The organism is Azospirillum isscasi (assembly GCF_030849505.1).
In the GTDB taxonomy this organism is placed as follows: domain Bacteria; phylum Pseudomonadota; class Alphaproteobacteria; order Azospirillales; family Azospirillaceae; genus Azospirillum; species Azospirillum isscasi.
This window is the reverse complement of sequence record NZ_JAUJFI010000004.1, coordinates 1-25,116: the sequence shown is the minus strand read 5'-3', so window position 1 is coordinate 25,116 and position 25,116 is coordinate 1. Positions and strand designations below refer to the sequence as shown.

Sequence of the window (25,116 nt, the reverse complement as noted above, 5' to 3'; positions counted from 1 at the left end):
CTATTGTGATCATCCACGGCCTAAGCCGTGATCAGCACGCCGCTGGAACCGGCGCCGGAACGATCCGTCGCCGTAGGCAAACACCGCGGGCAGGACAAATATTCCAAGCCCCCGCAAGACCGCCAGAACCCGGAAGGATGAGGGCGTCCCGAACGGCGCAGGGGCGGCCCGCCCCTGCGCTTGCCATGGCGCGGAATGGAGTTGGCACGTTTAATGAATTAGTAAGCCGATACTGTCATGTTTGCTGTCTAAACCATTAGCCTCGTCCGGAGCTTTCCCGACCATGAGCCTGTTCAACCACCTGCGGGTCGGAACCAAGATCACGGCCGCGAACGCCGGGGTTCTCCTTTTCCTGGTCGCCATCGGCGGCGTCGGGGTCTACGCCCTGACGGACGCCAAGAACGGCTTCGCGACCTATGAGACGCTGGCCCGCCAGACGACGGAGGTCGGGCGCATCCAGGCGACCATGCTGGAGGCGCAACTCCAGGCCAAGACCTTCCTGCTGACCGGCAACGAGGACGCGGCCCACGCCGTGGACACGCTGGCCGCCACCACCGGCGAGCGGATCGAGGAGGCCAAGGCGCTGTTCGCCGAGCCCGCGCTGAACCGCACGGTGACCCAGATGGGCGAGGAGTTGAACCGGTACCGGGACGCCTTCGCCCGCATCAGGGAGTTCCAGGCCACCCGCAACGAGGCGGCGGCGGAACTTCTGGACCTTGGGGCCAAGATGGAGAAGGCGCTGAGCGCCGTCATGGACAGCGCCTATGCGGACGGCGACACCGAGGCCGCCTATCAGGCGGGCATGGCCGCGCGCCACTTCCTGGCCGCCCGCAACCACGCCAACCGCTTCCTGACCGAGGGTTCGGCGGAAACCGCCGACCTCTTCCGCAAGGAGCTTCAGAGCGCGCGGGAACGCGGCAACGCGATGCTCGCCAAGCTGAGCGAGCTGGAGCGGCGCAAGGGGGCCTCGTCCTTCCTGGCCTATCAGCGCGTTTTCGCCAACCAGTTCGACAAGGTGGTCACCGCCACCACCAAGCGCGACGAGCTGGTTTCGCAGGTGCTGGAGACGCTCGGCCCGACCGTCAACGCACGGGTGGAGCAGTTGCGCGACGCCAGCGCCCGCCAGCAGGCGGCGCTCGGCACCGCCGCCGACGCGAGCATCGACCGGGCCCGGACCATGACCACCGCCGCCGCCGCCGCCGCCGTCCTGCTGGGGCTGATCTCCGCCCTGCTGATCGGGCGCGGCCTGTCGCGGCCGATCGTGTCGATGACCGACACCATGACCCGTCTGGCCGGCGGCGACCGCCGGGTGGACGTGCCGGGCCTGACCCGCGGCGACGAGATCGGCGGCATGGCCAAAGCCGTGGAGGTCTTCAAGCACAGCCTGATCGAGGCCGACCGTCTGGCCGCCGAACAGGCCGCCGAGCATGAGACCCGCCGCGAGCGGTCGGAGCGGATCGACGCCCTGACCCGCGAGTTCGACCGGCTGGTGATGGACGTGCTGTCCCGCGTCTCCTCCGCCGCCACGCAGCTCAACAGCACGGCCCAGGGCATGTCGGCCACCGCGGAGCAGACCACCCGGCAGGCCAGCGCCGTCGCCGCCGCCTCCACCCAGGCCACCGCCAACGTCGAAACGGTCGCCGCCGCGGCGGAGGAGCTGTCCAGCTCCATCCAGGAGATCAGCCGGCAGGTCGCCCAGAGCAACAGCATCGCCGGGCAGGCGGTCAGCACCGCCGAGCGGACCGACGCCACCGTCCGCGGGCTGGTCGACTCCGCCCAGCGCATCGGCGAGGTGGTGCAGCTCATCAACGACATCGCCAGCCAGACCAACCTGCTGGCGCTGAACGCGACCATCGAGGCCGCCCGCGCCGGCGAGGCCGGCAAGGGCTTCGCCGTCGTGGCGTCGGAGGTCAAGAACCTTGCCAACCAGACCGCCAAGGCGACGGAGGACATCTCCGGCCAGATCGCCGGCATCCAGGAGGTCAGCCGCGAGGCCGCCGGGGCCATCGCCGAGATCGGTCGCGTGATCGGCGAGATCAGCCACATCTCCACCACCATCGCCGCCGCGGTGGAGGAGCAGGGGGCCGCCACCCGGGAAATCAGCCGCAACGTCCAGCAGGCCGCCCGCGGCACGCAGGAGGTGTCCGGCAACATCGCCGGGGTGACCCAGGCGGCGGAGGCCACCGGCGACGCCTCCCGTCAGGTGCTGGACGCCGCCGGCGGCCTGACCGGCGAAGCCGAGGATCTGCGCGGTTTCGTCTCCCGCTTCCTGACCGACATGCGGGCCGCCTGACCGCTTTTTCTTCGCCCCTCTTCCATCCGGCAGCGATGGAAGAGGGGTTTTTCTTGCGCCGCGCCGGCCCTGTTGGGCAAATAGGGGCTGTTGCGCACCCCGGATTGCCTTTCCCATCATGATCCTGACCCCGATCCCGGCCGAGACGATGCCGGAGGCCCTGGCGACCTTCGAGCGCCTGCTGGCCGGCAAGCCCCTGCCCCTCGCCGCCTTCCGGCGGATCGCCGCGACCTGGCCGGTGCCCGGCGGCGTCGACACGCCGGAGCAGCGCGCCGAGGCGGTGCGGCTGGCCCACGCCCACGGCATCGGCACGCTGGACGAGCCGCCCAACGCCTCCTTCATGTGGGACGGCGAGGTCATCCGCACCGACGTGGAGTCCACGGTCATCGTGCACGAGGTCGCGCACTGGCTGGTCGCAGCGCCCGAGCGCCGTCCGCTCTACGACTTCGGCCTGGGGCCGGGGCCGGAGACGACGCTGCGCAAGGAGGCGCGCAGCCAGCAGAAACTGACCTTCGAGGAATGCATGCACGAGGAGCAGCAGACCTCCCTGCTGGGCGTGCTGTGGGAGGCGGAGCTGGGCCAGCCGGCGATCCTGGCCTTCCTGGAACAGAACTGGATGGAAAGCTGGGAGCGGGACAGCACCGCCGCCTTCTTCATCCGCCACGTCGAGGAACTTCTCACCCGCGGCCTGATCGACGCCGAGGGCCGCCCGTCCACGGCGCGGGCCTGGGCGGACGAACGCAAGGCGGCTGCCTGATCCCGGAGCCGCTCCATACTGCCTAAAAATTAATCAGACAATAATCCCTGGAGGCTGGACCGTCATGACCCGCAACCTGCTTACGCTGGCCTCCGCGCTGGCCCTGCTCGCCACCCCGGTGGCGGCGGACACGCTGAAGATCGGCATGATCACCACCCTGTCCGGCCCCGGCGCCGGGCTGGGCATCGACATCCGCGACGGCTTCGCGCTGGCGGTGGAGCATGCGGGCGGCAAGCTGGGCGGTCAGGACACCCAGGTGATCGAGGCCGACGACCAGCAGAAGCCGGACGTCGCCGTGGGCCTCGCCAACCGCATGGTGGAGCGCGACCGCGTGCAGGTGGTGACCGGCGTGGTCTGGTCGAACCTCGCGCTGGCCATGCTGCCGACGCTGGCCGGCGGGCAGACCTTCTTCATCAGCCCGAACGCCGGCCCGTCGCAGCTCGCGGGCGCGCAGTGCAACCCGTACTTCTTCAACGCCGCCTACCAGAACGACCAGATCCACGAGGCCGTGGGCAAGCATGTCCAGGACCAGGGCTTCAAGAAGGTCTATCTGATGGCCCCCAATTACCCGGCGGGCAAGGACGGTCTGGCCGGCTTCAAGCGCTATTACAAGGGCGACGTCGCGGGCGAGGTCTACACCCAGGTCGGGCAGCTCGACTACGCGGCGGAGCTGGCGCAGCTCAAGGCCGCGGCGCCGGACGCCGTCTACGTCTTCTACCCCGGCGGCATGGGCATCAACTTCATCAAGCAGTATGAGCAGGCCGGGCTGAAGGGGGCTGTGCCGCTGTTCGGTCCCGGCTTCTCCTTCGACCAGGACATCCTGGCGGCGGTCGGCGAGTCCGCCCTCGGCGTCAAGAACTCCGCGCAGTGGAGCCCCGACCTCGACAACGCCGCCAACAGGAAGTTCGTCGCCGACTTCAAGGCCAAGTTCGGGCGCATCCCCTCCATGTACGCGGCCCAGGGCTATGACACGGCGCTGCTGATCGACACGGCGGTGAAGGCGGTCGGCGGCGACCTGAAGGACAAGGACAAGCTGCGCGGCGCCCTGGCCTCCGCCAAGCTGCAGAGCCTGCGCGGCGAGGTGGCCTTCAACACCAACCACTACCCGATCCACAACATCTACCTGCGCGAGGTGGTGAAGGCTGCGGACGGTGCGGTGACCAACAGGACCGTCGCCACGGTCTTCACCAACCACGCCGACGCCTACGTCAAAGACTGCCCGATGAAGTGAGCCTGACGCCGGGAACCGGGGCATGGACGCGCTCCTCCTCGCCGAACAGGGGCTGAACGGGCTTCAGCTCGGGGTGATGCTGTTCCTGATGGCCGCCGGGCTGACGCTCGTCTTCGGCATCATGGACCTCATCAACCTCGCCCACGGCACCTTCTACATGGTCGGCGCCTACCTGACGGCGGCGCTGGTGCCGGTGCTGGGCAGCTTCCCGCTGGCGCTGGCGGCGGCGGTGCTGCTGACGGCGCTTCTGGGGCTGGCCGTGGAGGCGGTGGCGCTGCGCACGCTCTACCGCCGCGACCACCTCGATCAGGTGCTGGCGACCTTCGGGCTGATCCTGTTCTTCAACGAGCTGGTGAAGATCGTCTTCGGCCCGGTGCCCATCTTCCTGAACCCGCCCGCGGCGCTGGCCGGGACGGTGGACCTGTTCGGGCTGAAATACCCGGCCTTCCGGCTGGCGATCCTGGCCGTGGGCATCGCGGTGGCGGTGTTCCTGTGGCTGCTGATCGCCCGCACGCGGGTCGGCATGCTGATCCGGGCCGGCGCCACCAACCGCGAGATGGTGATGGCGCTGGGGGTGGACGTCCGGCTGCTGTTCGGGCTGGTCTTCGCGCTGGGCTGCGGGCTGGCCGGGCTGGCCGGCGCCATGGCCGGGCCGGTGCTGGCCGTTCAGGTCGGCATGGGCGAGCAGATCCTGATCCTGACCTTCGTGGTCATCGTGATCGGCGGCATCGGGTCGATCCGCGGGGCGCTGGCCGGCGCCCTGCTGGTCGGCATGGTGGACACGCTGGGCCGCGCCCTGCTGCCCGCCGCCTTCCGTCTGGTGATGGACGCGGCCAACGCCAGCGCCGCGGGGGCCGCGCTCGCCTCCATGGCGATCTACGTGCTGATGGCGGTGGTGCTGGCGATCAAGCCCAAGGGGCTGTTCCCGGCGCATTGAGGGACGGGATTCTCGGCAGACAGCAGAATTCACACGGATGACACGGATTTAAGCACGGATGACACGGATTTCTTCTTGAGCGTGCCCAGCGCACGCTGAACGAGCAGGCACGCGCTGGGCACGCATAGGAAAAATCCGTGAAATCCGTGTCGAAATCCGTGCAATCCGTGAAGACCCTGTTGCCCGCCGAGAATCCCGGAGAACCTTACCGCCGCCCGTAGGCCACCGGATCGGCCAGCCCCGCCTCCGAAAAGCCCTTCAGCCGCAGCAGGCAACTGTCGCAGGACCCGCAGGCCGTGCCGTCCGGCGCCGGGTCGTAGCAGGAGTGGGTCAGGCCGTAGTCCACCCCCAGTTCCAGCCCGCGGCGGATGATGCCCGCCTTGTCGAGCGTCATCAGCGGCGCGTGGATCTTGAACCGGCTGGTCCCCTCGACCCCCGCCTTGGTGGCGAGGTTCGCCATGGTCTCGAAGGCGGCGATGTATTCGGGGCGGCAGTCCGGGTAACCGGAATAGTCCAGCGCGTTCACCCCGATGAAGATGTCCGACGCGTTCAGCGTCTCCGCCCAGGCCAGCGCGAAGGACAGGAACACCGTGTTGCGCGCCGGCACGTAGGTGACGGGGATGCCCGCCCCCAGATCCGCGGCGCTGGCGTGCTTGGGCACGTCGATGGCGTCGGTCAGGGCGGAGCCGCCGAAGGCCCGCAGGTCGATGTCGGCGATGACGTGGCGGTCCACCGCCATGGCCGCGGCGACGCGCCTCGCCGCCTCCAACTCCACCGCGTGGCGCTGGCCGTAGCGGAAGCTCAGCGCGTTCAGCCGGTAGCCCTGCTCCCTGGCGATCGCCAGCACCGTGGTGGAGTCCAGCCCGCCGCTGACCAGCACCACCGCGTTCCTTCCGTTCGGCATGCGTCCTTGCTCCCTCATGCTCATGCTCCCGACCCGGGATCGGCGGCACGGCATAGTACCACCCGCCCGGCATGGTCAACCGGCGAAACCATGCGACCGAACGCATAGAACGTCAGCAAGCGCCACAAGCTTGAATTCGTTAACGCATTGGCAAGAGCGAAAGGATCATCCTGATTCTGCGGCCGAACCGACAATCTTCACACCCATCTTCAGGCGGCTGCCCTGCCTTTGGAGTTGCGCTCCCCACACAACCGGAAAGGGAGGCTCGATCATGTTCATGCACACCCCATCCGGTCGGGACGGCATCGTCCCGGAACATTGCGGCGACTCTGCGCCGTCCCCCGTCCAATCCATCGACGAGTCCTTCAAGGAACGCGCCCGCCAGATCCTTCTGCGCAACCGGGCGGTGACCGCCGGCTCGGTCCACCTGATCGGTCTTGAGGAGATCCGGGAGGAGCTGGGCGAGCGCTGGAGCAGCGTGAAGGAGCGCGTGCACGTCTACACCGAGCGGCTGCTCAAGAAGGTGCTGTCGCCGCGCGACGTCTGGTTCCGCTACGGCGAGGACCACTACATCATCGTGTTCGCCCAGGCTGACCGGAAGTCGGCGCAGCTTCTGTGCAGCAAGGTGGTGGAAAGCCTGCACCAGGCGCTGCTGGGCCACGCCGACACCCGGCGCATCACCGTCAAGACCGCGGTGGTGGACATCGGCGGCGGGGTCGCCCTGGACACCGCGCGGCTGGCCGACCTGCTTCAGGACGCGGCCCACGGGCCGGAGGGCGCGGCGGTCTTCCCCCCGCCGGCGGACGCCCCCATTCCCGCCCCGGCGGCGGAGGCGCGGCGCCCGCCCCGGACCGAGATGCCGGCGGACACCATCACGCCGCAGCTTCGGCCCAAGGTGCTGTTCCGCCCGGTGTTCGACGTGAAGCACAAGGTGGTGTCCACCTATTGCTGCCGCACCGACGCGGACACCGCCCGCACCCTGAACTGCATGGACGCCTTCGCCCCGGAGCGCGAGGAAGCCGTCTTCGACCTGGACATGGAGACGCTGAGCCTTGCGGTGAGCACCTACAACGAGCTGTACGCCAACAAATTCCGCTACGCCCAGACCATTCCCGTGCATTTCGGCACGCTCGCCTCCAGCCGGCGGCGGCGGGAGTACATCCAGGCATGCCGGATGATCCCGCGCGTCCTGATGCCCTTCCTGGCCTTCGAGCTGGACGGGCTGCCGGCGGGCGTTCCCTATGGCCGGCTGGCCGAGATCGTGGCGATGCTGCGCCCCTTCGCCCGCGCCGCCATGGTCATCCTGCACGACGACGCGGGCGACCTGTCCGTCTACGCCACCGCGGGCATCAAGGGCGTCGGGCTGCGGCTGGACGGGCGGGAGGAGGAGACGCGCATCCTGGAACGGGTGCAGACCTTCTGCCCCGGCCCGCGCAAGTTCGGCATGTTCGCCTATGTGGACGGCGTCCGCAGCTCGGTGGAGCTGGAAGCCGCGGAGGCGGCGGGCGCCGCCTATCTGAGCGGTCCCGTCGTCGGCGAGGATTCGGAGGTGCCGGAGCACATGAAGCGCTGCACCGAACGCCAGCTTCTCCAGCGGTCGAAGCGGCGGCGGCCCCACGACACCCCCTGGGGATAGACGGCGGGAGGACCACGGAGCGGGCCGGCGCGACCTTTTGTGTTCAAGCCCGCCCATCTGTGCGAAAAGACGGGCACGCCCATTGGTTGCCCGCCCCCCTTTCCGGCCCTCCATGCCCCCGACAGCGCCCCGCACCGCCCTGCTCACCCGCCCCCGCATCGCCCTGCTGATCCTTCTGGCCGTGGCGCTGGCCCTGCCGACCGTCGCCGCCTGGATGGGGGAGCCCTTCTACGTGCGGCTGGCGACGCGCATCCTGGTCTTCGCCCTGGCCGCGGTCAGCCTGGACCTGATCCTGGGATTCGGCGGGATGGTCAGCTTCGGCCACGCGGCCTTCGTCGGCATCGGCGGCTATGTCGTCGGCATCCTGTTCGCCCACCAGTCGGACGGATCCACCCTGTTCGGGCTGCCCGGCACGGTGAACGGGCTGGTCGTCTGGCCGCTGGCCATGCTGGCGGGGGCGCTGGCGGCGCTTCCGGTGGGGGCGATCTCGCTGCGCACCAGCGGCGTGCCCTTCATCATGATCACGCTGGCCTTCGCCCAGATGCTCTTCTACCTGATGACCGGGCTGAAGGCTTACGGCGGGGACGACGGCATCGCGCTGTGGAGCCGCTCGACCCTGCCCGCCCCGCTGAACATCGCCGACCACACCACCTTCTATTACGTGGTTCTGGGGCTTCTGGTGGCGGCGCTGGTCCTGGGCTGGCGGCTGGTCAACTCCCGCTTCGGGCGGGTGATCCGTGGCGCCAAGGACAACGAGCGGCGGATGGCCGCGCTCGGCTATCCGGTCACCCGCTACAAGCTGGCCGCCTTCGTCATCGCCGGAGCCTTGGCCGGGCTGGCCGGGGCGCTGCTCGCCAACGCGACGATGTTCGTCGGCCCGCAATATCTGCATTGGAGCCGCTCGGGCGACCTGATCGTGATGGTCGTGCTGGGCGGCATCGGAACGCTGATCGGCCCGGTGCTGGGCGCCGCCGCCCTGCTCCTGCTGGAGGAGTTCGTGCCGGAGCTGATGGACCTCGCCCACGCCGGGCTGGGCGAGCACTGGAAGATCGTTCTCGGACCGGTGCTGATCCTTCTGGTGCTGTACGCCCGCAAGGGCCTGTGGGGCGTCGTCGCCGGGAGGCGCCCATGAGCCGCCCCCTGCTGAGCCGCCCCCTGCTCAGCACCGACTCGCTGGTCAAGCGCTTCGGCGGGCTGGCCGCCACCGACGGCCTCTCGCTCTCGGTGGCGGAGGGGGAGCTTCACGCCCTGATCGGCCCGAACGGCGCCGGCAAGACCACCCTGATCGGCCAGTTGTCGGGAGAGCTGACGCCCGATTCGGGCACCATCCTGTTCGACGGGCGCGACGTGACCCGGCTGCCGGTGCACAAGCGGGCGCGGCGCGGTCTGGCGCGCAGCTTCCAGATCACCTCGATCTTTCCCAGCTTCACGGCGCTCGACAACGTGGCGCTGGCGGTGCAGGCCCACGCCGGGCACAGCTTCCGCTTCTGGCGCGACGCCGGGCGCGACCGCCGGCTGGCCGACCCCGCCCGCGCGGTGCTGGAGCGGGTGGGCCTCGGCGCGCGGGCGGACACCCGCGCCGACGCGCTGGCCCATGGCGAAAAGCGGCAATTGGAACTGGCCATGGCCCTGGCGACCGGCCCGAGGCTGCTCCTGCTGGACGAGCCGATGGCCGGCATGGGGCCGGAGGACTCCGCCCGCATGGTGGAGCTTCTGCAGGAGTTGAAGGGCGGCGTGACGATCCTGCTGGTGGAGCACGACATGGACGCGGTGTTCGCGCTGGCCGACCGCATCACCGTTCTGGTGCGCGGCAAGGACCTCGCCAGCGGCACCCCGGCGCAGATCCGCAACGACCCGGCGGTGCGCGAGGCTTATCTGGGCGACGAGATGGAGGTGGCGTGATGCTGCGCGTCGCCAACCTGACCGCCGCCTACGGCAGCAGCCAGGCCCTGTTCGGCATGGACCTCTCCGTCGATGCGGGGGAGGCGGTGACGCTGATGGGCCGCAACGGCATGGGCAAGACCACGACCATCAAGGCCATCATGGGCCTCGTGACGCCGACCGGCGGGTCGATCACGTTCGAGGGCACGGAGATCGCGGGCCGTCCGCCGCACCGCATCGCGCGGGCCGGCATCGCCCTCGTGCCGGAGGGGCGGCAGGTCTTCCCCACCCTGACCGTGCGCGAGAACCTGATCGCCACCGCCGCCAACCGTTTCGGACGGCGCGATCCCTGGACGGTGGAACGGGTCCACGCCCTGTTCCCGCGGCTGGCCGAGCGCGCCGGCAACCTCGCCCGCAACCTGTCGGGCGGGGAGCAGCAGATGCTCGCCGTCGGGCGCGCCCTGATGACCAACCCCAAGCTGCTGATCCTCGACGAGGCGACGGAGGGGCTGGCCCCGCTGGTCCGCCAGGAGATCTGGGACTGCCTCGCCCGCCTGAAGGGCGAGGGGCAGGCGATCCTGGTGGTGGACAAGAACGTCGCCGCTCTGGCGCGATTCGCCGACCGCCATCACGTCATCGAGAAAGGGCGGCTGGTGTGGTCCGGCAACACCGCCGCCCTGCTGGCCGACCCCACCCTGAAGGAGCGCTATCTTGGCGTCTGACCCTCTCCATGGCGGCATGACCGCCGCCGAGATCGATCGCCAGTACAATTTCCGCAAGCTGATACCGGAGCACCCCGCCTATTTCGCCCGCTGGCAGGCGGAGAGCGAGGCGGTGCGCGCCCGGCTCGGCGGACGGTACGACGTCCCGACCGGCCCGCACCCGCGCCAGCGCGCGGACGTCTTCCCCGCCGGGGAGGGCGCGCCGGTGCTGGTCTTCATCCATGGCGGCTACTGGCGGGCCCTGTCGAAGGATCTGCATTCCTTCATCGCCGCCCCTTATGTGGAGCGCGGGGTGGCGGTGGTGCTGCTCGGCTACGGCCTGTGCCCGGACGTGACGATGGACGCGCTGTGCGGCCATGCCCAGGCCGGGCTGGACTGGGTGTTCGCCAACGCGGCGGGCTTCGGCGGCGATCCGCGCCGGGTGGTGGTGTCCGGCCATTCGGCGGGCGGTCACCTGACGGCGAAGCTGGTGTCGGAGAACCGCGAGCGCGTGGCCGGCGGCATTCCGATCAGCGGCCTCTACGACCTGGAGCCGCTGCTGGGCTTCGAGGTGAACGAGCAATTGCGGCTCGATCCCGACTCGGCGCGGCGGCTGAGCCCGATCCATGCCGTTCCCGCCCCCGCCCCGCTGCTGATGCCGGCGCTGGGCGGCGACGAGACCGACGCGATGCACCGCCAGCAGGCCGACTACGCCCTGGCCTGGGCCGCGCAGGGCAACGCGGTGCGGGAGATTGTGGAGCCGGGCGCCAACCATTTCAGCGTGGTGGACCGCTTCGCCGAGCCGGGCAGCGCCCTGTTCGAGGCGGCGCTGGCGATGATCAAGAACACCTGAAGGCGGAAACGAAAAAGCCTCCCCGGCTGGGAAGGCTTTTTCATGAGCGTTCGCTCGAAAGAGAGTGGCGGATGGGGGGAGATTCGAACTCCCGATACCCTTGCGGGTATGCCGCATTTCGAGTGCGGTGCATTCAACCGCTCTGCCACCCATCCGCTGCCCCGTTTCCGGGGTGGCGCGGAACCTACCCAAAAGCCTTGGGCGATGCAAGCCCTTGTTTGCAGGAAAATGAACGCGAAAATGCCACCATCCCTGTTGACTCCCGGTGGCCCATCGGTTAAATCCCCGCTCTCACGAACGGGCTTGCACCTCAAACGGTGGGCGAGCGGCCCTCTGTTTGTTTTGAGATAGGCAGTGACGACGATGTTTGCAGTGATCCGCACCGGCGGCAAGCAGTACAAGGTCGCCAATGGCGACGTGATCCGCGTTGAGAAGCTCGAGGCCGAGGCTGGCGCTTCCATCACGCTCAACGACGTGCTGATGGTCAGCGACGGCGGCAGCGCCACCGTGGGCACCCCGACGGTGGCTGGCGCCGCCGTGACCGCCGAGGTCGTCGCCCAGGATCGCGGTCCGAAGATCATCGTCTTCAAGAAGAAGCGCCGCCAGAACTACCGCCGTAAGAACGGCCACCGCCAGGACCTGACCGTCCTGCGCATCACCGGGATCAACGGCGCCGCCTGAACGGCCGCCGACCAGTCACAGGAGTAACTCCCCATGGCCCATAAAAAAGCAGGCGGCTCCTCGCGCAACGGTCGCGACTCCGCTGGCCGCCGCCTCGGCGTGAAGCGCTTCGGTGGCGAGAACGTCGTCGCCGGCAACATCATCGTCCGCCAGCGCGGCACGAAGTTCCACCCCGGTGAGAACGTCGGCATCGGCAAGGACCACACCCTGTTCGCCAAGACGGACGGCGTGGTGGCCTTCAAGCACAGCGCCCAGGGGCGCACCTACGTCGCCATCGAGGCGGTGGAGGTCCCGGCGGTCGCGGCCGAGTAATCTCGTCCGGCCCGTACGGTGTAAGCGGATAAATCGGGGGTCCGGGCAACCGGCCCCCGATTTTCTTTTGTTGCCATCTTTTGTTGATGGTGTGGTCACCGCCCCCTTCCACGGTTGGAGGACGGTGCGCAAACGGTAGAATGGCCGGCACGGTCCCCCGATGAAGTTCCTCGATCAAGCCAAGGTGTTTCTGAAAAGCGGCGACGGCGGCCCCGGCGCCATCGCCTTCCGCCGCGAGAAGTTCATCGAGTATGGCGGACCGGACGGCGGCACCGGAGGCCGCGGCGGCGACGTCGTGCTGGAGGTCGTGGACGGCCTGAACACGCTGATCGACTACCGCTACAAGCAGCATTTCAAGGCGCAGCGCGGCAACCACGGCATGGGCGCCAACCGCAACGGCGCCAAGGGCAACGACGTGGTCCTGCGCGTGCCGGTCGGCACCCAGATCCTGGACGAGGATCAGGAGACCGTGCTGCTTGACCTGACGGAGCCCGGCCAGCGCGTCGTCTTCCTGAAGGGCGGCGACGGCGGTTTCGGCAACGCCTATTACAAAACCCCGACCAACCGCGCCCCGCGCAAGGCCCATCCCGGCTGGCCGGGCGAGGAGCGCTGGGTCTGGCTGCGGCTGAAGCTGATCGCCGACGCCGGCCTGCTGGGCCTGCCCAACGCCGGCAAGTCCACCTTCCTGGCCGCGACCACGGCGGCGAAGCCGAAGATCGCCGACTATCCCTTCACCACGCTGGCCCCCAACCTGGGGGTCGTCCGCGCGGGCGACGAGGAATTCGTCATCGCCGACATCCCCGGCCTGATCGAAGGCGCGCACGAGGGGCACGGGCTGGGCGACCGCTTCCTCGGCCATGTGGAGCGCACCCGCGTGCTGCTCCACCTGATCGACGGCACGGCGGAGGACGTGGTGCACTCCTACACCACCATCCGCAACGAGCTGATCGCCTATGGCGGCAACCTCGCCGACAAGCCGGAGATCATCGGCCTGAACAAGGCCGACGCCCTGCTGGACGAGGAGGTCGAAGAGAAGAAGGCGGCGCTGGAGGCGGCGTCGGGCGCGGAGGTGATGGTTCTGTCCGGCGCCACCGGCCAGGGCGTGCAGGCCGTGCTTTACCGCTTGCTCACGCTCATCAAAGAGTCCAAGGAAGAGGAGCCCGACGTCATCCACGCCCCCGCCACCCGCTCCATCCCCCGGGCCCCGGTCGGCCAGAAGATGGACGACGAGTATGCGGGCTGGAACGAGGAGACGGGCGAGTACGACGATCTCCCTGAAGAGTCGGACGATGACGGCTCGGATGATGGCGACTCGGGTGATGGCGATTGGGACGATGAAGGCGACGATGACGGCGACCACCACGGCGGCAACCCCAAGGGCTGATACCTCCCTGCTTCCCACCCTGCTCGACGCGCGGCGGCTGGTCGTCAAGATCGGCTCCGCCCTGCTGGTGGACGGCGCGACCGGACAGGTTCGCCGCGACTGGCTGGACGCGCTGGCCGACGACGTGGCCGCCTGCCGCAAACGCGGGCAGGAGGTGGTGATCGTCACCTCCGGCGCCGTCGCCTGCGGACGGGAGCATCTCGGACTCGTCGGGCGCCCGCTGCGGCTGGAGGAGAAGCAGGCTGCCGCCGCGACCGGACAAATCCGGCTGGCCGCCGCCTATCAGGAGACACTGGCCCGCCACGGCCTGACCGTCGCCCAGGTCCTGGTGACCCTGGAGGACACGGAGGAGCGCCGCCGCCACCTGAACGGGCGCGCCACCATCGACACGCTGCTGAAGCTGGGGGCCGTCCCGGTCATCAACGAGAACGACACGGTCGCCACGTCGGAAATCCGCTTCGGCGACAACGACCGTCTGGCCGCCCGCGTCGCCCAGATGATCAGCGCCGACACGCTGGTCCTGCTGTCGGACATCGACGGCCTCTACACCGCCGACCCGCGCAAGGACCCGGCGGCGCAGCACATCCCGGTCGTTCAGGAACTCACCTCCGCCATCGAGAACATGGCGGGGGAGCCGCCGCCCGGCTACAGCTCCGGCGGCATGGTGACCAAGATCGTGGCGGCGCGCGTGGCCCTGGCCGCCGGCTGCCGCATGGTCATCGCCAAGGGCAAGCGCATGAACCCGCTGGCGGCGCTGGAGCGGCGGCCCGAGCAGGGCGGCGCGCTGTGCACCTGGTTCCTCCCCGCGGCCTCCCCCTCCTCCGCCCGCAAGGCGTGGATCGGCGGCAACCTGAACGCCCAGGGCGCGCTGACCGTGGACGCGGGGGCGCTGACGGCGCTCGCCAAGGGGGCCAGCCTGCTGCCCGCCGGCGTGCGCGCCGTGGACGGCGATTTCGAGCGCGGCGACATCGTGGTGGTGAAGGCGCCGGACGGGCGCGAGGTGGCGCGCGGCCTGACCGCCTACGCCGCCGAGGACGCCCGTCGCATCGCCGGCCGCAAGAGCCACGAGATCGAGGAGATCCTCGGCTACCGGGGCCGCGACGAGATGATCCACCGCGACGATCTGGTGGTGCGGTGAGCGGTTCGGCCCTGGCCCGCCCGCCCCTTCAGGCCATCCTGTGGGACATCGACGGCACGCTGCTGGACAGCGAGCCCTGGCACCAGCGCGCCACCATCGCGGTCTGCCGTCTGCACGGCCACGCGATGTCCGAAACGGACTACGCGGCCACGCTGGGCATCGCATTTCCGGATCTCTACGCACGGCTGCACGCCGCCCGCCCCATGGCCCTGACCTTCCGCGAATGGGCGGACGCCATCACCGACCTGTATCTGGAGCGCATCGCCGAGGTGGAGGCGCGGGCCGGCGCCCTGGCGCTGGTGGATGCCTTCGCCACGCGGGGGCTTTTTCAAGCCTGCGTGTCGAACAGCGGGCGCCGGGTGGTGGAGGCGAACCTGCGCCACATCGGCAGCCCGCATTTCCTGTTCGGCCTCAGCCGTGACGACGTGACCAAGGGCAAGCCGGACCCGGAACCCTATCTGGCCGCCGCCTCCCGGCTGGGCGTGCCGCCCGCGGCCTGCGCGGTGATCGAGGACAGCCCGACCGGCGCCCGCTCCGCCAAGGCCGCCGGCATGCTGACCATCGCCTGGCCCCAGCACGCCGACCTGCTGTTCGAAGCCGCCGACCACGTGGTGGAGGACCCGGCGGCGCTGGATTGGGACGCGCTCTGCGGCCTTGCGGAGCGCATGGCGGCGGATTGACCGCCGCCCGTCCCAGCCCTCACCCCTTCGTGAAGAAGAAATAGACCGTCATCGCCACGCCCACCGCGATCACGAACTTGCGCAGGATCGGCGGCGGGATGTGGCGGGCCACGGCGGCCCCGGCGTAGCCGCCGGCCATGGCGGCGACCAGCATGATCAGCGCCTCGTTCCAATAGACAGCGCCGCCGAAGACGAAGGCCACCACCGCCACCGCGTTCAGGCAGCCGGACACCAGAGCCTTCAGCCCGTTCATCGCGTGCAGGTCGGTCAGGCCGAAGACGCCCAGGGTCGCCAGGATCAGGATGCCGATCCCCCCGCCGAAATAGCCGCCGTAGATGGCGATGAAGAACTGCACGATCAGCACCGCGTTGTGCCCGACCTTGAAGTTGCGGCGGATGTAGGCCGACACCTTCGGGCCGAAGGCGAACAGCACCGTCGCGAACAGCAGCAGCCAGGGGATGATCTCCTCGAAGACCCGCTGCGGCGTCCACAGCAGAAGCAAGGCGCCCAGCAGGCCGCCGACCAGGCTGACCCCCAGGAAGGCCGGCAGGTTGACCTCCTTGATCCGGCCCAGTTCCCGTCGGTAGCCGTAGGCGCTGGCCAGCGCGCCGGGCGACACCGCCACGGTGCTGGTCGCGTTGGCGTTCAGCGGCGGCACCCCGGCCATGACGAGCGCGGGGAAGGTCAGGAAGCTGCCGCCACCGGCCACGGCGTTGAGCACGCCCGCAAAGAAGGCGGAAACGATCAGCAGCAAGGTCAGCATGGGGAAGCACGGTCCGGAGGCAGGAAAAAGGCCCGCGGACTATGCCTTTTCGGCGAGGCTTACGGTACTGCGTTTTCGGCGGTGCGGAATTTCACGCTCAAAAGGTGGAGTCTAGCGGGTCGGCGGAAGCGTACGGAGGTAGGCAACCAGGGCGCCCAACTCACCGTCGTCCATGCTCCGGTAATAGTGATAGGCCATGGGCGGGCTCAGCCGGCTGCCGTCGGGACGTACACCCTCGGTGATGGCGGTGCGGATCTGCGCATCGGTCCAGGCGCCCAGCCCGTGCTCCTTGTCCTGCGTGATGTTGCGGGACAGGGCGGTGCCCCATGGCCCCACGAAGGCCCGCCCGCCCACGCCCGCGCGGGTCATGTCGAGCCGGCCGTCCGGCAGCATCGGCGTGTGGCATTCCATGCAATGGCCGAGCGGCCCGGCCATGTACGCGCCGTACGCCACCGGGTCCGTACGCGGCACCTCTGCCACCGCGCCGACCGGCGGGCCGTAGGCGGCGGGCAGCGCCATGCGGTACTCGGATTTCGGGACGGAATGCCGCACCGGCGGAAGGCTGCGCAAATAGGCGACGATGGCGCGCAGGTCGCCGTCCGACAGGCCGCGGTAGAAGCCGAAGGGCATCGGCGGGCCGATCAAACTGCCGTCGGGGCGTTTCCCCTCGCGGATGGCGGCGATCAGTTGCGCGTCGGTCCAGCGCCCGATCCCCGTCTCCGGGTCCGGCGTGATGTTGGAGGCGTAGGCGGTGAAGGGCTCCTCCACGAAGGGCGTGCCGCCGGCCATCTCCATTCCCGCCACCGGACCGCCCGGCCCCTGCGGCGTGTGGCAGTTGCCGCAGGCGACGATCCCGTTGACCAGGGCGCGGCCCCGTTCCAGGGGCGTCTCGGCCCGCGCCGCTCCGCCCAGGCACAACAGCACGACGGCCACGGCGATGCCGCGGCGGACCAGCCCGTTCATGAAAGGCTCCCTCACCGATGTCGCATGAAGGAACGCTAGCCACGCAACAATCCGCGGCCCAGACTGAATGTTGAGTATTCCGCTCGGCTTTTCGGCTTAGCCGGCATGGCTTCCGCGGGAGCGCGGGATCGGCTATGGTTCCGCCCCTTTTCAATTGGCACGCGCCACTGGAGTGAGACCGATGTCCGCCCTGCTTGAGACCACCGACGCCCTGCACGATCAGATGCTCGCCCTCGGCCGCGCCGCCCGCGCCGCCGCGGCGGAGCTGGCGACCGTGCCGAGCCCGTCGAAGGATCAGGCATTGAGAGCCGCAGCCGCCGCGATCCGCGCCCGCAAGGCGGAGATCCAGGCGGCCAACGACGAGGATGTGGCGGCGGCCAAGGAGCGTGGCCTCACCGGTCCCATGATCGAACGCTTGGCCCTGAACGACGCCCGCATCGAGGCGATGGCCAAGGGGCTGGAGGACATCGCCGACTTTCCCGACCCCATCGGCGGCGTCATCGCCGAATGGACCCGCCCCAACGGGCTGGCCATCCAGCGCGTGCGCGTGCCGCTGGGCGTGATCGGCATCATCTATGAGAGCCGCCCCAACGTGACCGCCGACGCCGGCGGCCTCTGCCTGAAGTCGGGCAACGCGGCGATCCTGCGTGGCGGGTCGGAAAGCATCCGCTCCTCGCGCGCCATCGCCGCCTGCTTGGCCGATGGCTTGCGCGCCGCCGGCCTGCCGGAGGCCGCCGTCCAGCTCGTCCCCACCACGGACCGGGCGGCGGTCGGCCACATGCTGACCATGCGCGACTTCATCGACGTGATCGTCCCGCGCGGCGGCAAATCGCTGATCCAGCGCATCGCCGAGGAGAGCCGCATCCCGGTCATCAAGCATCTGGACGGCAACAACACCGTCTATGTCGATGCCGGGGCCGAGCTGGAGAAGGCGCGCAAGGTGGTGATGAACGCCAAGATGCGCCGCACCTCGATCTGCGGCGCCGCCGAAACGCTTCTGGTGGACCGCCGGATCGCCGATGCCGTCCTGCCGGTGCTGGTGAAGGACCTGCTGGACGCCGGCTGCGCCGTCCGCGGCGACGAGGCCGCCCGCACCGCCGACCCGCGCGTGACCCCGGTGACGGCGGAGGACTGGGACACCGAGTATCTGGACGCCATCATCGCCTGCGGCGTGGTGGACGGGGTGGATGGGGCCATCGAGCACATCAACCGCCACGGCTCCCACCACACCGACGCCATCGTGACCGAGGACCCGGCGGCGGCGGAGCGTTTCCTCCAGCGCATCGACAGCGGCATCGTGCTGTGGAACGCCAGCACCCAGTTCGCCGACGGCGGCGAGTTCGGCATGGGGGCGGAGATCGGCATCTCCACCGACAAGTTCCACGCCCGCGGCCCGGTGGGGGCGGAACAGCTCACCAGCTACAAGTACGTCGTGCGCGGCGATGGCCAGACGCGGCCGTAAGCCCCCCTCCACGAGCCCCCCCTCCCAGCCTCCCCCGGCTTCGCAGGGGGAGGAGCCGGTTCCCTCCCCTGCGCAGCGGGGGAGGGTTAGGGTGGGGGCAACCATGGCGACATCCCCCCACCGCTACTCCGGCCCGCTCCACGCCGGCCTGCGCGTCGGGCTGCTCGGCGGGTCCTTCAACCCGGCCCACGCGGGGCACCGGCACATCAGCCTGTACGCGCTGAAGGCGCTGGGGCTCGACCAGGTGTGGTGGCTGGTCAGCCCGCAGAACCCGCTGAAGCCGGTGCGGGGCATGGCGCCGCTGGCCGAGCGGCTGGAGGAGGCCCGGCGCACCGCCCGCCATCCGGCCATCCGGATCACCGCCATCGAGCGGGAGCTTGGCACCCGCTACACCGCCGACACGCTGGCGGAACTGACGCGGCGCTTCCCGAAAACGCGCTTCGTCTGGCTGATGGGGGCGGACAATCTTCGGCAAATCCCCCGCTGGCGGCATTGGACGCGGATCTTCCGGCTGGTGCCGGTTGCAGTTCTCGCCCGTCCAACTTATTCTATAGGAGCGCTTGGTGGCATAGCCGCTCAGCGCTATGCCCGTCGCCGGGTGAGCATGCACAGGGCCAAGGGGTTGGCCGGTTCCGAAACACCGGCCTGGATTTTCCTCCGCAACCCGCTGCATCCGGCTTCGGCGACGGCGATCCGCCGGGCACGCGCCCGCGGGTCGTGACCCTGTATCGCGAGGTGGGTACCATCAACACGTTCATCGAACCGGCCGCGCCCGTTGTGCGGCCCGCGCCCGTTCCCGTTCCCCAGCCGGACGAACTGAAGGCGCTCGTCGAGAAGTCCCTGGACGACGATCAGGCCGAAGACGTCGTCGTCATCGACCTTGCCGGCAAGACCAGCATCGCCGACTACATGATCGTGGCGTCGGGCCGCAACACCCGGCACATCGCCGCCATGGCCGTGAAGCTGGCCGACCGGCTGAAGCAGGCCGGCCTGCGCGGCGTCGAGGTCGAGGGCCTGGGCCAGTGCGACTGGGTGCTGGTCGATGCCGGGGACGTCATCATCCACCTGTTCCGCCCGGAAGTCCGGACCTTCTACAACATCGAGAAGATGTGGGGTCTGGAGACGCCGCGGCCCTCCGCCGAGCGCATGAGCGCCTGACGGCCCCGCGGACGACGGACGACAGGAAGAGGGAGCCGGACCGATGCGTCTGTGGCTTGCCGCCGTGGGGCGGTCACGGACCGGTCCGGCGCGCGACCTTTACGACGAGTATGCGGGCCGCCTGTCCTGGCCGCTGACGCTGCGCGAGGTCGAGGTGAAGAAGCGCCTCGCCTCCGACGAGCTGAAGCGGCAGGAGGCGGAACTGCTTCTGGCCGCCATCCCCGCCGGGGCCATCGTGGTGGCCCTGGACGAGCGCGGCAAGACCATCACCAGCGAAGCCTTCGCCGCGAAGATCGGCGGCTGGCGGGACCAGGGGGCGGGCGACATCGCCTTTCTGATCGGCGGGGCCGACGGCCACGGCTACGCCGTGCGGGCGCGCGCCGATTTCCTTTTGGCCTTGGGCGCCATGACATGGCCGCATATGCTGGTGCGAGGCATGTTGGCGGAGCAAATCTACCGTGCCCAGCAGATTCTGGCCGGACACCCCTATCACCGCGCATGACTCCCATTGTGCGGGTGAGCAGGCGTGCCATTTTCTGATCCGGCCCAAGGCGCATTGCGCGTAAGAAGCAGCGGCGCCAAAAACATCGACCGAGACCCGCAACCCGACCGTGACCGGCGTATGAGGAGCGTGATGACCGAGACCAATCGTCCCCGACCCGTGGTGCTGTGCATCCTGGACGGCTGGGGCTACCGCGAGGAGCGCGAGGACAACGCCATCGCCCAGGGCAACACGCCCAACTGGGACCGGCTGTGGTCGTCGGAGCCGCACGCCTTCCTGGAAGCCAGCGAGGAGGAGGTCGGCCTGCCCAAGGGCCAGATGGGCAACTCCGAGGTCGGTCACATGAATCTGGGCGCCGGCCGCGTCGTCCGCCAGGATCTGGTGATGATCGACCACGCCATCGTCGAGGGCGAGCTGGAGCGCAACGCCGCCCTGAACGACCTCGCCAAGGCCCTGCTGGCCTCCGGCGGGCGCTGCCACATCCTCGGCCTGCTGTCGCCGGGCGGCGTGCATTCGCACCAGGACCACATCGCGGCGCTGGCCGGCGTGCTGTCGCATGAGGGCGTCCCGGTCGAGATCCACGCCTTCACCGACGGGCGCGACGTGCCGCCGCAGAGCGCCAAGGACCAGATGGCCGAGTTCATGGCCGACGTGCACGCCCTGCCCGGCGTCAACGTCGCCACGGTCAGCGGGCGCTACTACGCGATGGACCGCGACAAGCGCTGGGACCGCGTCGCCAAGGCTTACGCCGCGCTGGTGAGCGCCCGGGGCGAAACCGCCGCCGACCCGATCCAGGCCATCGAGCAAAGCTACGCCGCCGGCACCCACGACGAATTCATCCTGCCGACCGTCATCGACGGCTACACCGGCATGAAGGACGGCGACGCCATTCTGATGGCGAATTTCCGCGCCGACCGCGCCCGCGAGATCCTGGCCGCCTTCGTCGATCCGGCCTTCGACGGGTTCGAGCGCGCCGCCGTGCCGAAGCTGGCCGCCGCGGTGGGCATGGTCGAGTACTCGTCCACGCTCGCCAAGCTGATGACGACCATCTTTCCGCCGAAATCCCTGACCAGGGTGCTGGGCGAAGTGGTCAGCGAGGCCGGATTGACCCAGTTGCGCATCGCCGAGACGGAAAAGTACCCGCACGTCACCTTCTTCTTCAACGGTGGCGAGGAGCGCGTGTATCCAGGCGAGGACCGCATCCTGGTGCCGTCGCCGAAGGTCGCCACCTACGATCTCCAGCCGGAGATGTCCGCCGCCGAGGTGACCGACAAGGTCGTGGCCGCCGTGGACAGCGGGAAGTACGATCTGGTCGTCATCAACTACGCCAACCCCGACATGGTCGGGCACAGCGGCATCCTGTCCGCCGCCATCAAGGCGGTGGAGGCCGTGGACGCCAGCCTGGGCCGGCTGGAGGCCGCGGTGCGCGCCCAGGGCGGCGTCATGCTGGTCACCGCCGACCACGGCAATTGCGAGCTGATGAAGGACCCGGAGACCAACGGCCCGCACACCGCCCACACGCTGGACAAGGTGCCGCTGGTGCTGGTGAACGGCCCCGCCGGGGTCGAGGCGATCCGCAGCGGGCGTCTGGCCGACATCGCGCCCACCCTGCTGGACCTGATGAAGCTGCCGCAGCCGGCGGAGATGACCGGCAAGAGCCTGATCGACCGCGCCGCCGCGCGGGCCGCCGCGGAATAAGGCGGAACCGGGCATGGGCGCAGGGCGCAATCATCCGGCGGGTGTTGCTCTGCTCCCCCTCCCCGTCTCCTCTCCGCACGGCGCGGGGGGGAGGCGGGCGCTTCCCTGGCTGCCGGCCTTCCTGGCCATCACCGTCCTTGCCATTCCCGCCGCCATTCCCACCACCGCGGCGGCGCAGACCGAGGCTCCCGGCCAGACGCTGAAGCGGGTGGAGCAGGACATCCAGGCCGACAAGGCCCTGCAAAGGCAGCTCGAACGCCACTCCCAGACGCTCCAGAAGGAGATGGACGAGCTGCGCGACCGGCTGGTCGGTCTGGCCGACCAGGAACGCGCGCAGGAAGGCGAACTTGCCCACCTCGAAGACACGCTGACCGCGCTGGAGGCGCAGGAGCGCAGCCAGTCCGAACGGCTGGAGGGCGAGCGCCAGCAGATCGCCGCCCTTCTGGCCGCCCTGCAGCGCGTCGCCCGCATCCCGCCGGAAGCGGCGCTGGCCCGCCCGGACGGGCCGGTGGACACGCTGCGCTCCGCCCTGCTGCTGCGCGACACGGTGCCGGCGCTGCGCGCCCGCGCCGACGCGCTGGCCCAGGCGCTGACCCGGCTGGCCGAGACGCGCGAGTCGCTGGAGGCCCAGCGCAGCCGCACCTACGCCGCCCGTCTCACCCTGATCGACCGCCAGAAGGACATCGCCCGGCTGGTCGCCCGCCGCGAGGAGCTGTCACGCCAGACCGAGGAGGAGCGGCAACAGGTCGCCCAGCGCACCGCCCGCCTGACCGGCCAGGCCGCCGACCTGCGCCAGTTGATGGACCGCATCGAAGCCGAGCGCCGCGCCGCCGCCGCCGCGGCCGCCAAACGCGAGGCCGAACGTCTGGAGGCGGAGCGCCGGGAGGCCGAACGCAGGGAAGCCGAGCGCAAGCTCGCCGAGCAGAGGGCCGCCGAACAGAAGCTGGCCGAACAGAAACTGGCCGAGCAGCGGCTTGCTGAACAAAGACTTGCGGAGCAACGGGCGGCGGAGCGGCGCACCAGGACGGAGACGGAAGCCGCCCGCGCCGCGCCGCCGCCTCCCGCCGGGGAGCGTCTGCCGGTGGGTGGGCGCGTGACCGTCCGCTATGGCGAGGCCGACCGCTATGGCGCCACCAGCCGGGGCGTCACCATCCAGGCCCGTGCCGGCTCGACGGTGGTGTCCCCGCAGGCCGGAACGATCGTGTTCGCGGGGCCGTTCCGCGGCTATGGCCAAATCTTGATCGTGGAACACAGCCATGGATATCATAGTCTCATCGCTGGATTCGGCCGCATCGACACAGCCGTGGGAAAGCGCGTGGCCACCGGGGAGCCGATTGGCCTGATGCCCACCGACGGCTCACCCGATCTTTACTTCGAGCTTCGACGTCACGGACAGCCGATCAATCCACAGCGCGGTTTCGGCGCCCCGGAGGGGAAAGGACAAGGGTAGATGAGGATAGTCAAGCGTGCCGCCACCGCCGCGGCCCTGGTGTTTCTGGGCGCCGGCGTCGCCACCGTCACCGCGCAGGTGAACAGCAACAACAGCTCCGAGACCTATCGCCAGCTCAACCTGTTCGGCGACGTCTTCGAGCGGGTGCGCGCCGAGTATGTCGAGACGACGACCGACGAGCAGCTCATCGAATCCGCCATCAACGGCATGCTGACCTCGCTCGACCCGCATTCCAGCTACCTGAACCGCAAGAGCTTCCAGGACATGCAGGTTCAGACCCGCGGCGAGTTCGGCGGGCTGGGCATCGAGGTGACGATGGAGAACGGCCTGATCAAGGTCGTGTCCCCCATCGACGACACGCCGGCCTTCCGCGCCGGGCTGCAGCCGGGCGACCTGATCATCCAGCTCAACGGCGAGGCGGTGATGGGCCTGTCGCTGAACGAGGCGGTGGAGAAGATGCGCGGCCCGGTGGGCAGCGACATCAAGGTCACCGTGCGCCGCGGCGAAGCCGGCGAGCCGTTCGAGGTCACCCTGACCCGCGCCGTCATCAAGGTGCAGTCGGTCCGCTTCCGCACCGAGGGGGACATCGGCTACGTCCGCATCACCAGCTTCAACGAGCAGACGCAGCAGGGGCTGGAAAAGGCCATCGCCGCCATCCAGCAGCAGTTGGGCGGCAAGCTGAAGGGCTATGTCCTCGACCTGCGCAACAACCCCGGCGGCCTGCTCGATCAGGCGGTGTCCGTGTCCGACACCTTCCTGGAAAAGGGGGAGATCGTCTCCACCCGCGGCCGCAAGGCGGAGGAAGGCACCCGCTACAACGCCAAGCCCGGCGACCTCGCCAAGGGTCTGCCGGTCGTGGTGCTGGTCAACGGCGGTTCGGCCTCGGCGTCGGAGATCGTCGCCGGCGCCCTGCAGGACCACAAGCGGGCGCTGATCCTGGGCACCCAGTCCTTCGGCAAGGGCTCGGTCCAGACGATCATCCCGCTTCCCGGCCACGGCGCCATGCGCCTGACCACGGCGCGCTACTACACGCCGTCGGGCAAGTCGATCCAGGCGCTGGGCATCACCCCGGACATCGAGGTGCATCCGGCCCGCGTGGAGGAAACCGACCAGGGGCTGATCCGCCGCCGCGAGAGCGACCTGCGCGGCGCGCTGCGCAACCCGGACACCCCGCGTCCGGCCACCACCCAGCCGGCGCCGGGTCCGGGCGCCGGCGCGGCTCCGGCTCCGGGGGGTGCTCCGGGGTCGGCGCCGGCCAACGGCAACGCGCCTGCCGCCCCGTCCGCGGAGAATGGCGAAGGCGCGCCCAACCAGCCGCCCTTCGACTATCAGCTGGCGCGCGCGCTCGACCTGCTGCGGGGCGTCGCCCTGTTCCAGGCCCGCGCGAACTGAGGGGAGTGACGGGTCCGTGAACGCCGCCGCCCTGCTGGGCCGCCTGAAGCCCGCGAAACGGGAACGTTCCGGACCCGGCCTGCTGGCGCGCCTCCGGCGCAAGCGGAAGGGCGGCGACCTTGACGACGCCCCGCCGCGGGCGCGAAAGGAGCGCCGCCCCCTGTCTCCGCTCGCCAAAGGGCTGCTCGGCGCCTACGCCGCGGTGGCGCTTGGGCTGGGCGGGCTGGGCGGCTGGCTGGCGATGAACGCGGAGCACACCACCGAGGCGTGGCAGGCCGCCATTCCCCACATGGCGGTGCCGGTGAAGGGGGCGCAGCCCCCGGCCCCCCCACCCCCGTCC

24 protein-coding genes, 1 tRNA gene and 1 pseudogene are annotated in these 25,116 nt (G+C 69.8%); 22 read left to right on the top strand and 4 right to left on the bottom strand.

Features of this window, described 5'->3' with window-relative positions; all coding sequences use genetic code 11:
* Nucleotides 1-283 precede the first annotated feature (283 nt).
* From QSG27_RS02010 to QSG27_RS01995, 4 genes are all read left to right on the top strand, one after another.
* The gene (locus tag QSG27_RS02010) at nucleotides 284-2,293 is read left to right on the top strand and encodes a HAMP domain-containing methyl-accepting chemotaxis protein (RefSeq protein WP_306703481.1); all 2,010 of its coding nucleotides are present in this window, start codon (nucleotides 284-286) and stop codon (nucleotides 2,291-2,293) included.
* Between the two features lie 118 nt (nucleotides 2,294-2,411).
* Nucleotides 2,412-3,050, top strand: coding sequence for a hypothetical protein (locus QSG27_RS02005; protein ID WP_306703480.1), 639 nt, complete (start codon nucleotides 2,412-2,414; stop codon nucleotides 3,048-3,050).
* A 64-nt stretch (nucleotides 3,051-3,114) separates the two neighbouring features.
* The gene (locus tag QSG27_RS02000; protein ID WP_306703479.1) at nucleotides 3,115-4,281 is read left to right on the top strand and encodes an ABC transporter substrate-binding protein; all 1,167 of its coding nucleotides are present in this window, start codon (nucleotides 3,115-3,117) and stop codon (nucleotides 4,279-4,281) included.
* Nucleotides 4,282-4,303: 22 nt separating this feature from the next.
* The gene (locus QSG27_RS01995) at nucleotides 4,304-5,218 is read left to right on the top strand and encodes a branched-chain amino acid ABC transporter permease (protein ID WP_306703478.1); all 915 of its coding nucleotides are present in this window, start codon (nucleotides 4,304-4,306) and stop codon (nucleotides 5,216-5,218) included.
* A gap of 205 nt (nucleotides 5,219-5,423) precedes the next feature.
* Here QSG27_RS01995 and queC read toward each other — a convergent pair whose 3' ends face one another.
* Entirely contained in the window at nucleotides 5,424-6,122 is a 699-nt protein-coding gene (gene queC / locus QSG27_RS01990) for a 7-cyano-7-deazaguanine synthase QueC (RefSeq protein WP_306703477.1), read from the bottom strand.
* Nucleotides 6,123-6,393: 271 nt separating this feature from the next.
* Here queC and QSG27_RS01985 point away from each other — a divergent pair, with 271 nt between their 5' ends.
* From QSG27_RS01985 to QSG27_RS01965, 5 genes are all read left to right on the top strand, one after another.
* The gene (locus tag QSG27_RS01985) at nucleotides 6,394-7,758 is read left to right on the top strand and encodes a nucleotidyl cyclase domain-containing protein (protein ID WP_306703476.1); all 1,365 of its coding nucleotides are present in this window, start codon (nucleotides 6,394-6,396) and stop codon (nucleotides 7,756-7,758) included.
* A 112-nt stretch (nucleotides 7,759-7,870) separates the two neighbouring features.
* The gene (locus QSG27_RS01980) at nucleotides 7,871-8,890 is read left to right on the top strand and encodes a branched-chain amino acid ABC transporter permease (protein WP_306703475.1); all 1,020 of its coding nucleotides are present in this window, start codon (nucleotides 7,871-7,873) and stop codon (nucleotides 8,888-8,890) included.
* A complete protein-coding gene (locus QSG27_RS01975) occupies nucleotides 8,887-9,660 on the top strand; it encodes an ABC transporter ATP-binding protein (protein WP_306703474.1) in 774 nt (257 codons plus the stop codon). Before QSG27_RS01980 ends, QSG27_RS01975 begins: the two co-directional genes overlap by 4 nt.
* Nucleotides 9,660-10,361: an ABC transporter ATP-binding protein gene (locus QSG27_RS01970; RefSeq protein WP_306703473.1), complete on the top strand. Its 702-nt coding sequence runs from the start codon at nucleotides 9,660-9,662 to the stop codon at nucleotides 10,359-10,361. Before QSG27_RS01975 ends, QSG27_RS01970 begins: the two co-directional genes overlap by 1 nt.
* Nucleotides 10,351-11,193, top strand: a complete 843-nt coding sequence (locus QSG27_RS01965) for an alpha/beta hydrolase (protein ID WP_306703472.1) — start codon at nucleotides 10,351-10,353, stop codon at nucleotides 11,191-11,193. Before QSG27_RS01970 ends, QSG27_RS01965 begins: the two co-directional genes overlap by 11 nt.
* A 65-nt stretch (nucleotides 11,194-11,258) precedes the next feature.
* Here QSG27_RS01965 and QSG27_RS01960 read toward each other — a convergent pair.
* A tRNA-Ser gene (locus tag QSG27_RS01960) sits at nucleotides 11,259-11,348 on the bottom strand.
* A 208-nt stretch (nucleotides 11,349-11,556) separates the two neighbouring features.
* Between QSG27_RS01960 and rplU the strand changes: the two genes are divergently transcribed.
* From rplU to QSG27_RS01935, 5 genes are all read left to right on the top strand, one after another.
* Complete coding sequence (rplU, locus tag QSG27_RS01955; protein WP_149468678.1) at nucleotides 11,557-11,874, top strand: 50S ribosomal protein L21; 318 nt, start codon at nucleotides 11,557-11,559, stop codon at nucleotides 11,872-11,874.
* A 33-nt stretch (nucleotides 11,875-11,907) separates the two neighbouring features.
* On the top strand, nucleotides 11,908-12,186 hold the full coding sequence (gene rpmA / locus QSG27_RS01950; RefSeq protein WP_038526273.1) for a 50S ribosomal protein L27: 279 nt from the start codon (nucleotides 11,908-11,910) through the stop codon (nucleotides 12,184-12,186).
* 160 nt (nucleotides 12,187-12,346) lie between these two features.
* Nucleotides 12,347-13,570: a GTPase ObgE gene (gene obgE / locus QSG27_RS01945; protein ID WP_306703471.1), complete on the top strand. Its 1,224-nt coding sequence runs from the start codon at nucleotides 12,347-12,349 to the stop codon at nucleotides 13,568-13,570.
* Nucleotides 13,533-14,708 (top strand): glutamate 5-kinase, encoded by a 1,176-nt coding sequence (gene proB / locus QSG27_RS01940; protein WP_306703470.1) that lies wholly within the window; start codon nucleotides 13,533-13,535, stop codon nucleotides 14,706-14,708. Before obgE ends, proB begins: the two co-directional genes overlap by 38 nt.
* Nucleotides 14,705-15,388 (top strand): HAD family hydrolase, encoded by a 684-nt coding sequence (locus QSG27_RS01935; protein ID WP_306703469.1) that lies wholly within the window; start codon nucleotides 14,705-14,707, stop codon nucleotides 15,386-15,388. Before proB ends, QSG27_RS01935 begins: the two co-directional genes overlap by 4 nt.
* A 19-nt stretch (nucleotides 15,389-15,407) precedes the next feature.
* On the opposite strand, the gene QSG27_RS01930 is transcribed toward QSG27_RS01935, so the two are convergent.
* Nucleotides 15,408-16,151, bottom strand: a complete 744-nt coding sequence (locus tag QSG27_RS01930) for a sulfite exporter TauE/SafE family protein (RefSeq protein WP_306703468.1) — start codon at nucleotides 16,149-16,151, stop codon at nucleotides 15,408-15,410.
* Between the two features lie 111 nt (nucleotides 16,152-16,262).
* The gene (locus QSG27_RS01925) at nucleotides 16,263-17,114 is read right to left on the bottom strand and encodes a c-type cytochrome (protein ID WP_306703467.1); all 852 of its coding nucleotides are present in this window, start codon (nucleotides 17,112-17,114) and stop codon (nucleotides 16,263-16,265) included.
* A 181-nt stretch (nucleotides 17,115-17,295) separates the two neighbouring features.
* On the opposite strand from QSG27_RS01925, the gene QSG27_RS01920 reads away from it, so the two are divergent.
* The 8 genes and pseudogenes from QSG27_RS01920 to QSG27_RS01885 form a co-directional block, all read left to right on the top strand.
* On the top strand, nucleotides 17,296-18,576 hold the full coding sequence (locus QSG27_RS01920; protein WP_306703466.1) for a glutamate-5-semialdehyde dehydrogenase: 1,281 nt from the start codon (nucleotides 17,296-17,298) through the stop codon (nucleotides 18,574-18,576).
* A gap of 103 nt (nucleotides 18,577-18,679) precedes the next feature.
* Nucleotides 18,680-19,297, top strand: coding sequence for a nicotinate-nucleotide adenylyltransferase (locus QSG27_RS01915; RefSeq protein WP_306703465.1), 618 nt, complete (start codon nucleotides 18,680-18,682; stop codon nucleotides 19,295-19,297).
* Entirely contained in the window at nucleotides 19,294-19,734 is a 441-nt protein-coding gene (rsfS, locus tag QSG27_RS01910; protein WP_306703464.1) for a ribosome silencing factor, read from the top strand. Before QSG27_RS01915 ends, rsfS begins: the two co-directional genes overlap by 4 nt.
* A gap of 43 nt (nucleotides 19,735-19,777) precedes the next feature.
* Nucleotides 19,778-20,236 carry a 23S rRNA (pseudouridine(1915)-N(3))-methyltransferase RlmH gene (gene rlmH, locus QSG27_RS01905; RefSeq protein WP_306703463.1) on the top strand — a complete coding sequence of 153 codons (459 nt, stop codon included), beginning with the start codon at nucleotides 19,778-19,780 and terminating at the stop codon, nucleotides 20,234-20,236.
* Nucleotides 20,237-20,368: 132 nt separating this feature from the next.
* Nucleotides 20,369-21,934: a 2,3-bisphosphoglycerate-independent phosphoglycerate mutase gene (gpmI, locus tag QSG27_RS01900; RefSeq protein WP_306703462.1), complete on the top strand. Its 1,566-nt coding sequence runs from the start codon at nucleotides 20,369-20,371 to the stop codon at nucleotides 21,932-21,934.
* Between the two features lie 13 nt (nucleotides 21,935-21,947).
* Entirely contained in the window at nucleotides 21,948-23,384 is a 1,437-nt protein-coding gene (locus QSG27_RS01895; protein WP_306703461.1) for a murein hydrolase activator EnvC family protein, read from the top strand.
* Complete coding sequence (locus QSG27_RS01890) at nucleotides 23,385-24,776, top strand: S41 family peptidase (protein ID WP_306703460.1); 1,392 nt, start codon at nucleotides 23,385-23,387, stop codon at nucleotides 24,774-24,776.
* A gap of 16 nt (nucleotides 24,777-24,792) precedes the next feature.
* Nucleotides 24,793-25,116 (top strand): annotated as a pseudogene (locus QSG27_RS01885) (divergent polysaccharide deacetylase family protein); the annotation flags it as partial.

Excerpts from the sequence above, each read along its gene's own strand:
- QSG27_RS01985 (WP_306703476.1), top strand. The coding sequence starts at position 6,394 with ATGTTCATGCACACCCCATCCGGTCGGGACGGCATCGTCCCGGAACAT.
- queC (WP_306703477.1), bottom strand. The coding sequence starts at position 6,122 with ATGCCGAACGGAAGGAACGCGGTGGTGCTGGTCAGCGGCGGGCTGGAC.
- QSG27_RS01975 (WP_306703474.1), top strand. The coding sequence starts at position 8,887 with ATGAGCCGCCCCCTGCTGAGCCGCCCCCTGCTCAGCACCGACTCGCTG.
- proB (WP_306703470.1), top strand. The coding sequence starts at position 13,533 with ATGACGGCGACCACCACGGCGGCAACCCCAAGGGCTGATACCTCCCTG.
- QSG27_RS01890 (WP_306703460.1), top strand. The coding sequence starts at position 23,385 with ATGAGGATAGTCAAGCGTGCCGCCACCGCCGCGGCCCTGGTGTTTCTG.
- rpmA (WP_038526273.1), top strand. The coding sequence starts at position 11,908 with ATGGCCCATAAAAAAGCAGGCGGCTCCTCGCGCAACGGTCGCGACTCC.
- QSG27_RS01930 (WP_306703468.1), bottom strand. The coding sequence starts at position 16,151 with ATGCTGACCTTGCTGCTGATCGTTTCCGCCTTCTTTGCGGGCGTGCTC.
- QSG27_RS02005 (WP_306703480.1), top strand. The coding sequence starts at position 2,412 with ATGATCCTGACCCCGATCCCGGCCGAGACGATGCCGGAGGCCCTGGCG.
- QSG27_RS01920 (WP_306703466.1), top strand. The coding sequence starts at position 17,296 with ATGTCCGCCCTGCTTGAGACCACCGACGCCCTGCACGATCAGATGCTC.
- rplU (WP_149468678.1), top strand. The coding sequence starts at position 11,557 with ATGTTTGCAGTGATCCGCACCGGCGGCAAGCAGTACAAGGTCGCCAAT.
- QSG27_RS02010 (WP_306703481.1), top strand. The coding sequence starts at position 284 with ATGAGCCTGTTCAACCACCTGCGGGTCGGAACCAAGATCACGGCCGCG.
- rlmH (WP_306703463.1), top strand. The coding sequence starts at position 19,778 with ATGCGTCTGTGGCTTGCCGCCGTGGGGCGGTCACGGACCGGTCCGGCG.
- obgE (WP_306703471.1), top strand. The coding sequence starts at position 12,347 with ATGAAGTTCCTCGATCAAGCCAAGGTGTTTCTGAAAAGCGGCGACGGC.
- QSG27_RS01915 (WP_306703465.1), top strand. The coding sequence starts at position 18,680 with ATGGCGACATCCCCCCACCGCTACTCCGGCCCGCTCCACGCCGGCCTG.
- QSG27_RS01970 (WP_306703473.1), top strand. The coding sequence starts at position 9,660 with ATGCTGCGCGTCGCCAACCTGACCGCCGCCTACGGCAGCAGCCAGGCC.
- gpmI (WP_306703462.1), top strand. The coding sequence starts at position 20,369 with ATGACCGAGACCAATCGTCCCCGACCCGTGGTGCTGTGCATCCTGGAC.
- QSG27_RS01895 (WP_306703461.1), top strand. The coding sequence starts at position 21,948 with ATGGGCGCAGGGCGCAATCATCCGGCGGGTGTTGCTCTGCTCCCCCTC.
- QSG27_RS01995 (WP_306703478.1), top strand. The coding sequence starts at position 4,304 with ATGGACGCGCTCCTCCTCGCCGAACAGGGGCTGAACGGGCTTCAGCTC.
- QSG27_RS01925 (WP_306703467.1), bottom strand. The coding sequence starts at position 17,114 with ATGAACGGGCTGGTCCGCCGCGGCATCGCCGTGGCCGTCGTGCTGTTG.
- QSG27_RS02000 (WP_306703479.1), top strand. The coding sequence starts at position 3,115 with ATGACCCGCAACCTGCTTACGCTGGCCTCCGCGCTGGCCCTGCTCGCC.
- QSG27_RS01980 (WP_306703475.1), top strand. The coding sequence starts at position 7,871 with ATGCCCCCGACAGCGCCCCGCACCGCCCTGCTCACCCGCCCCCGCATC.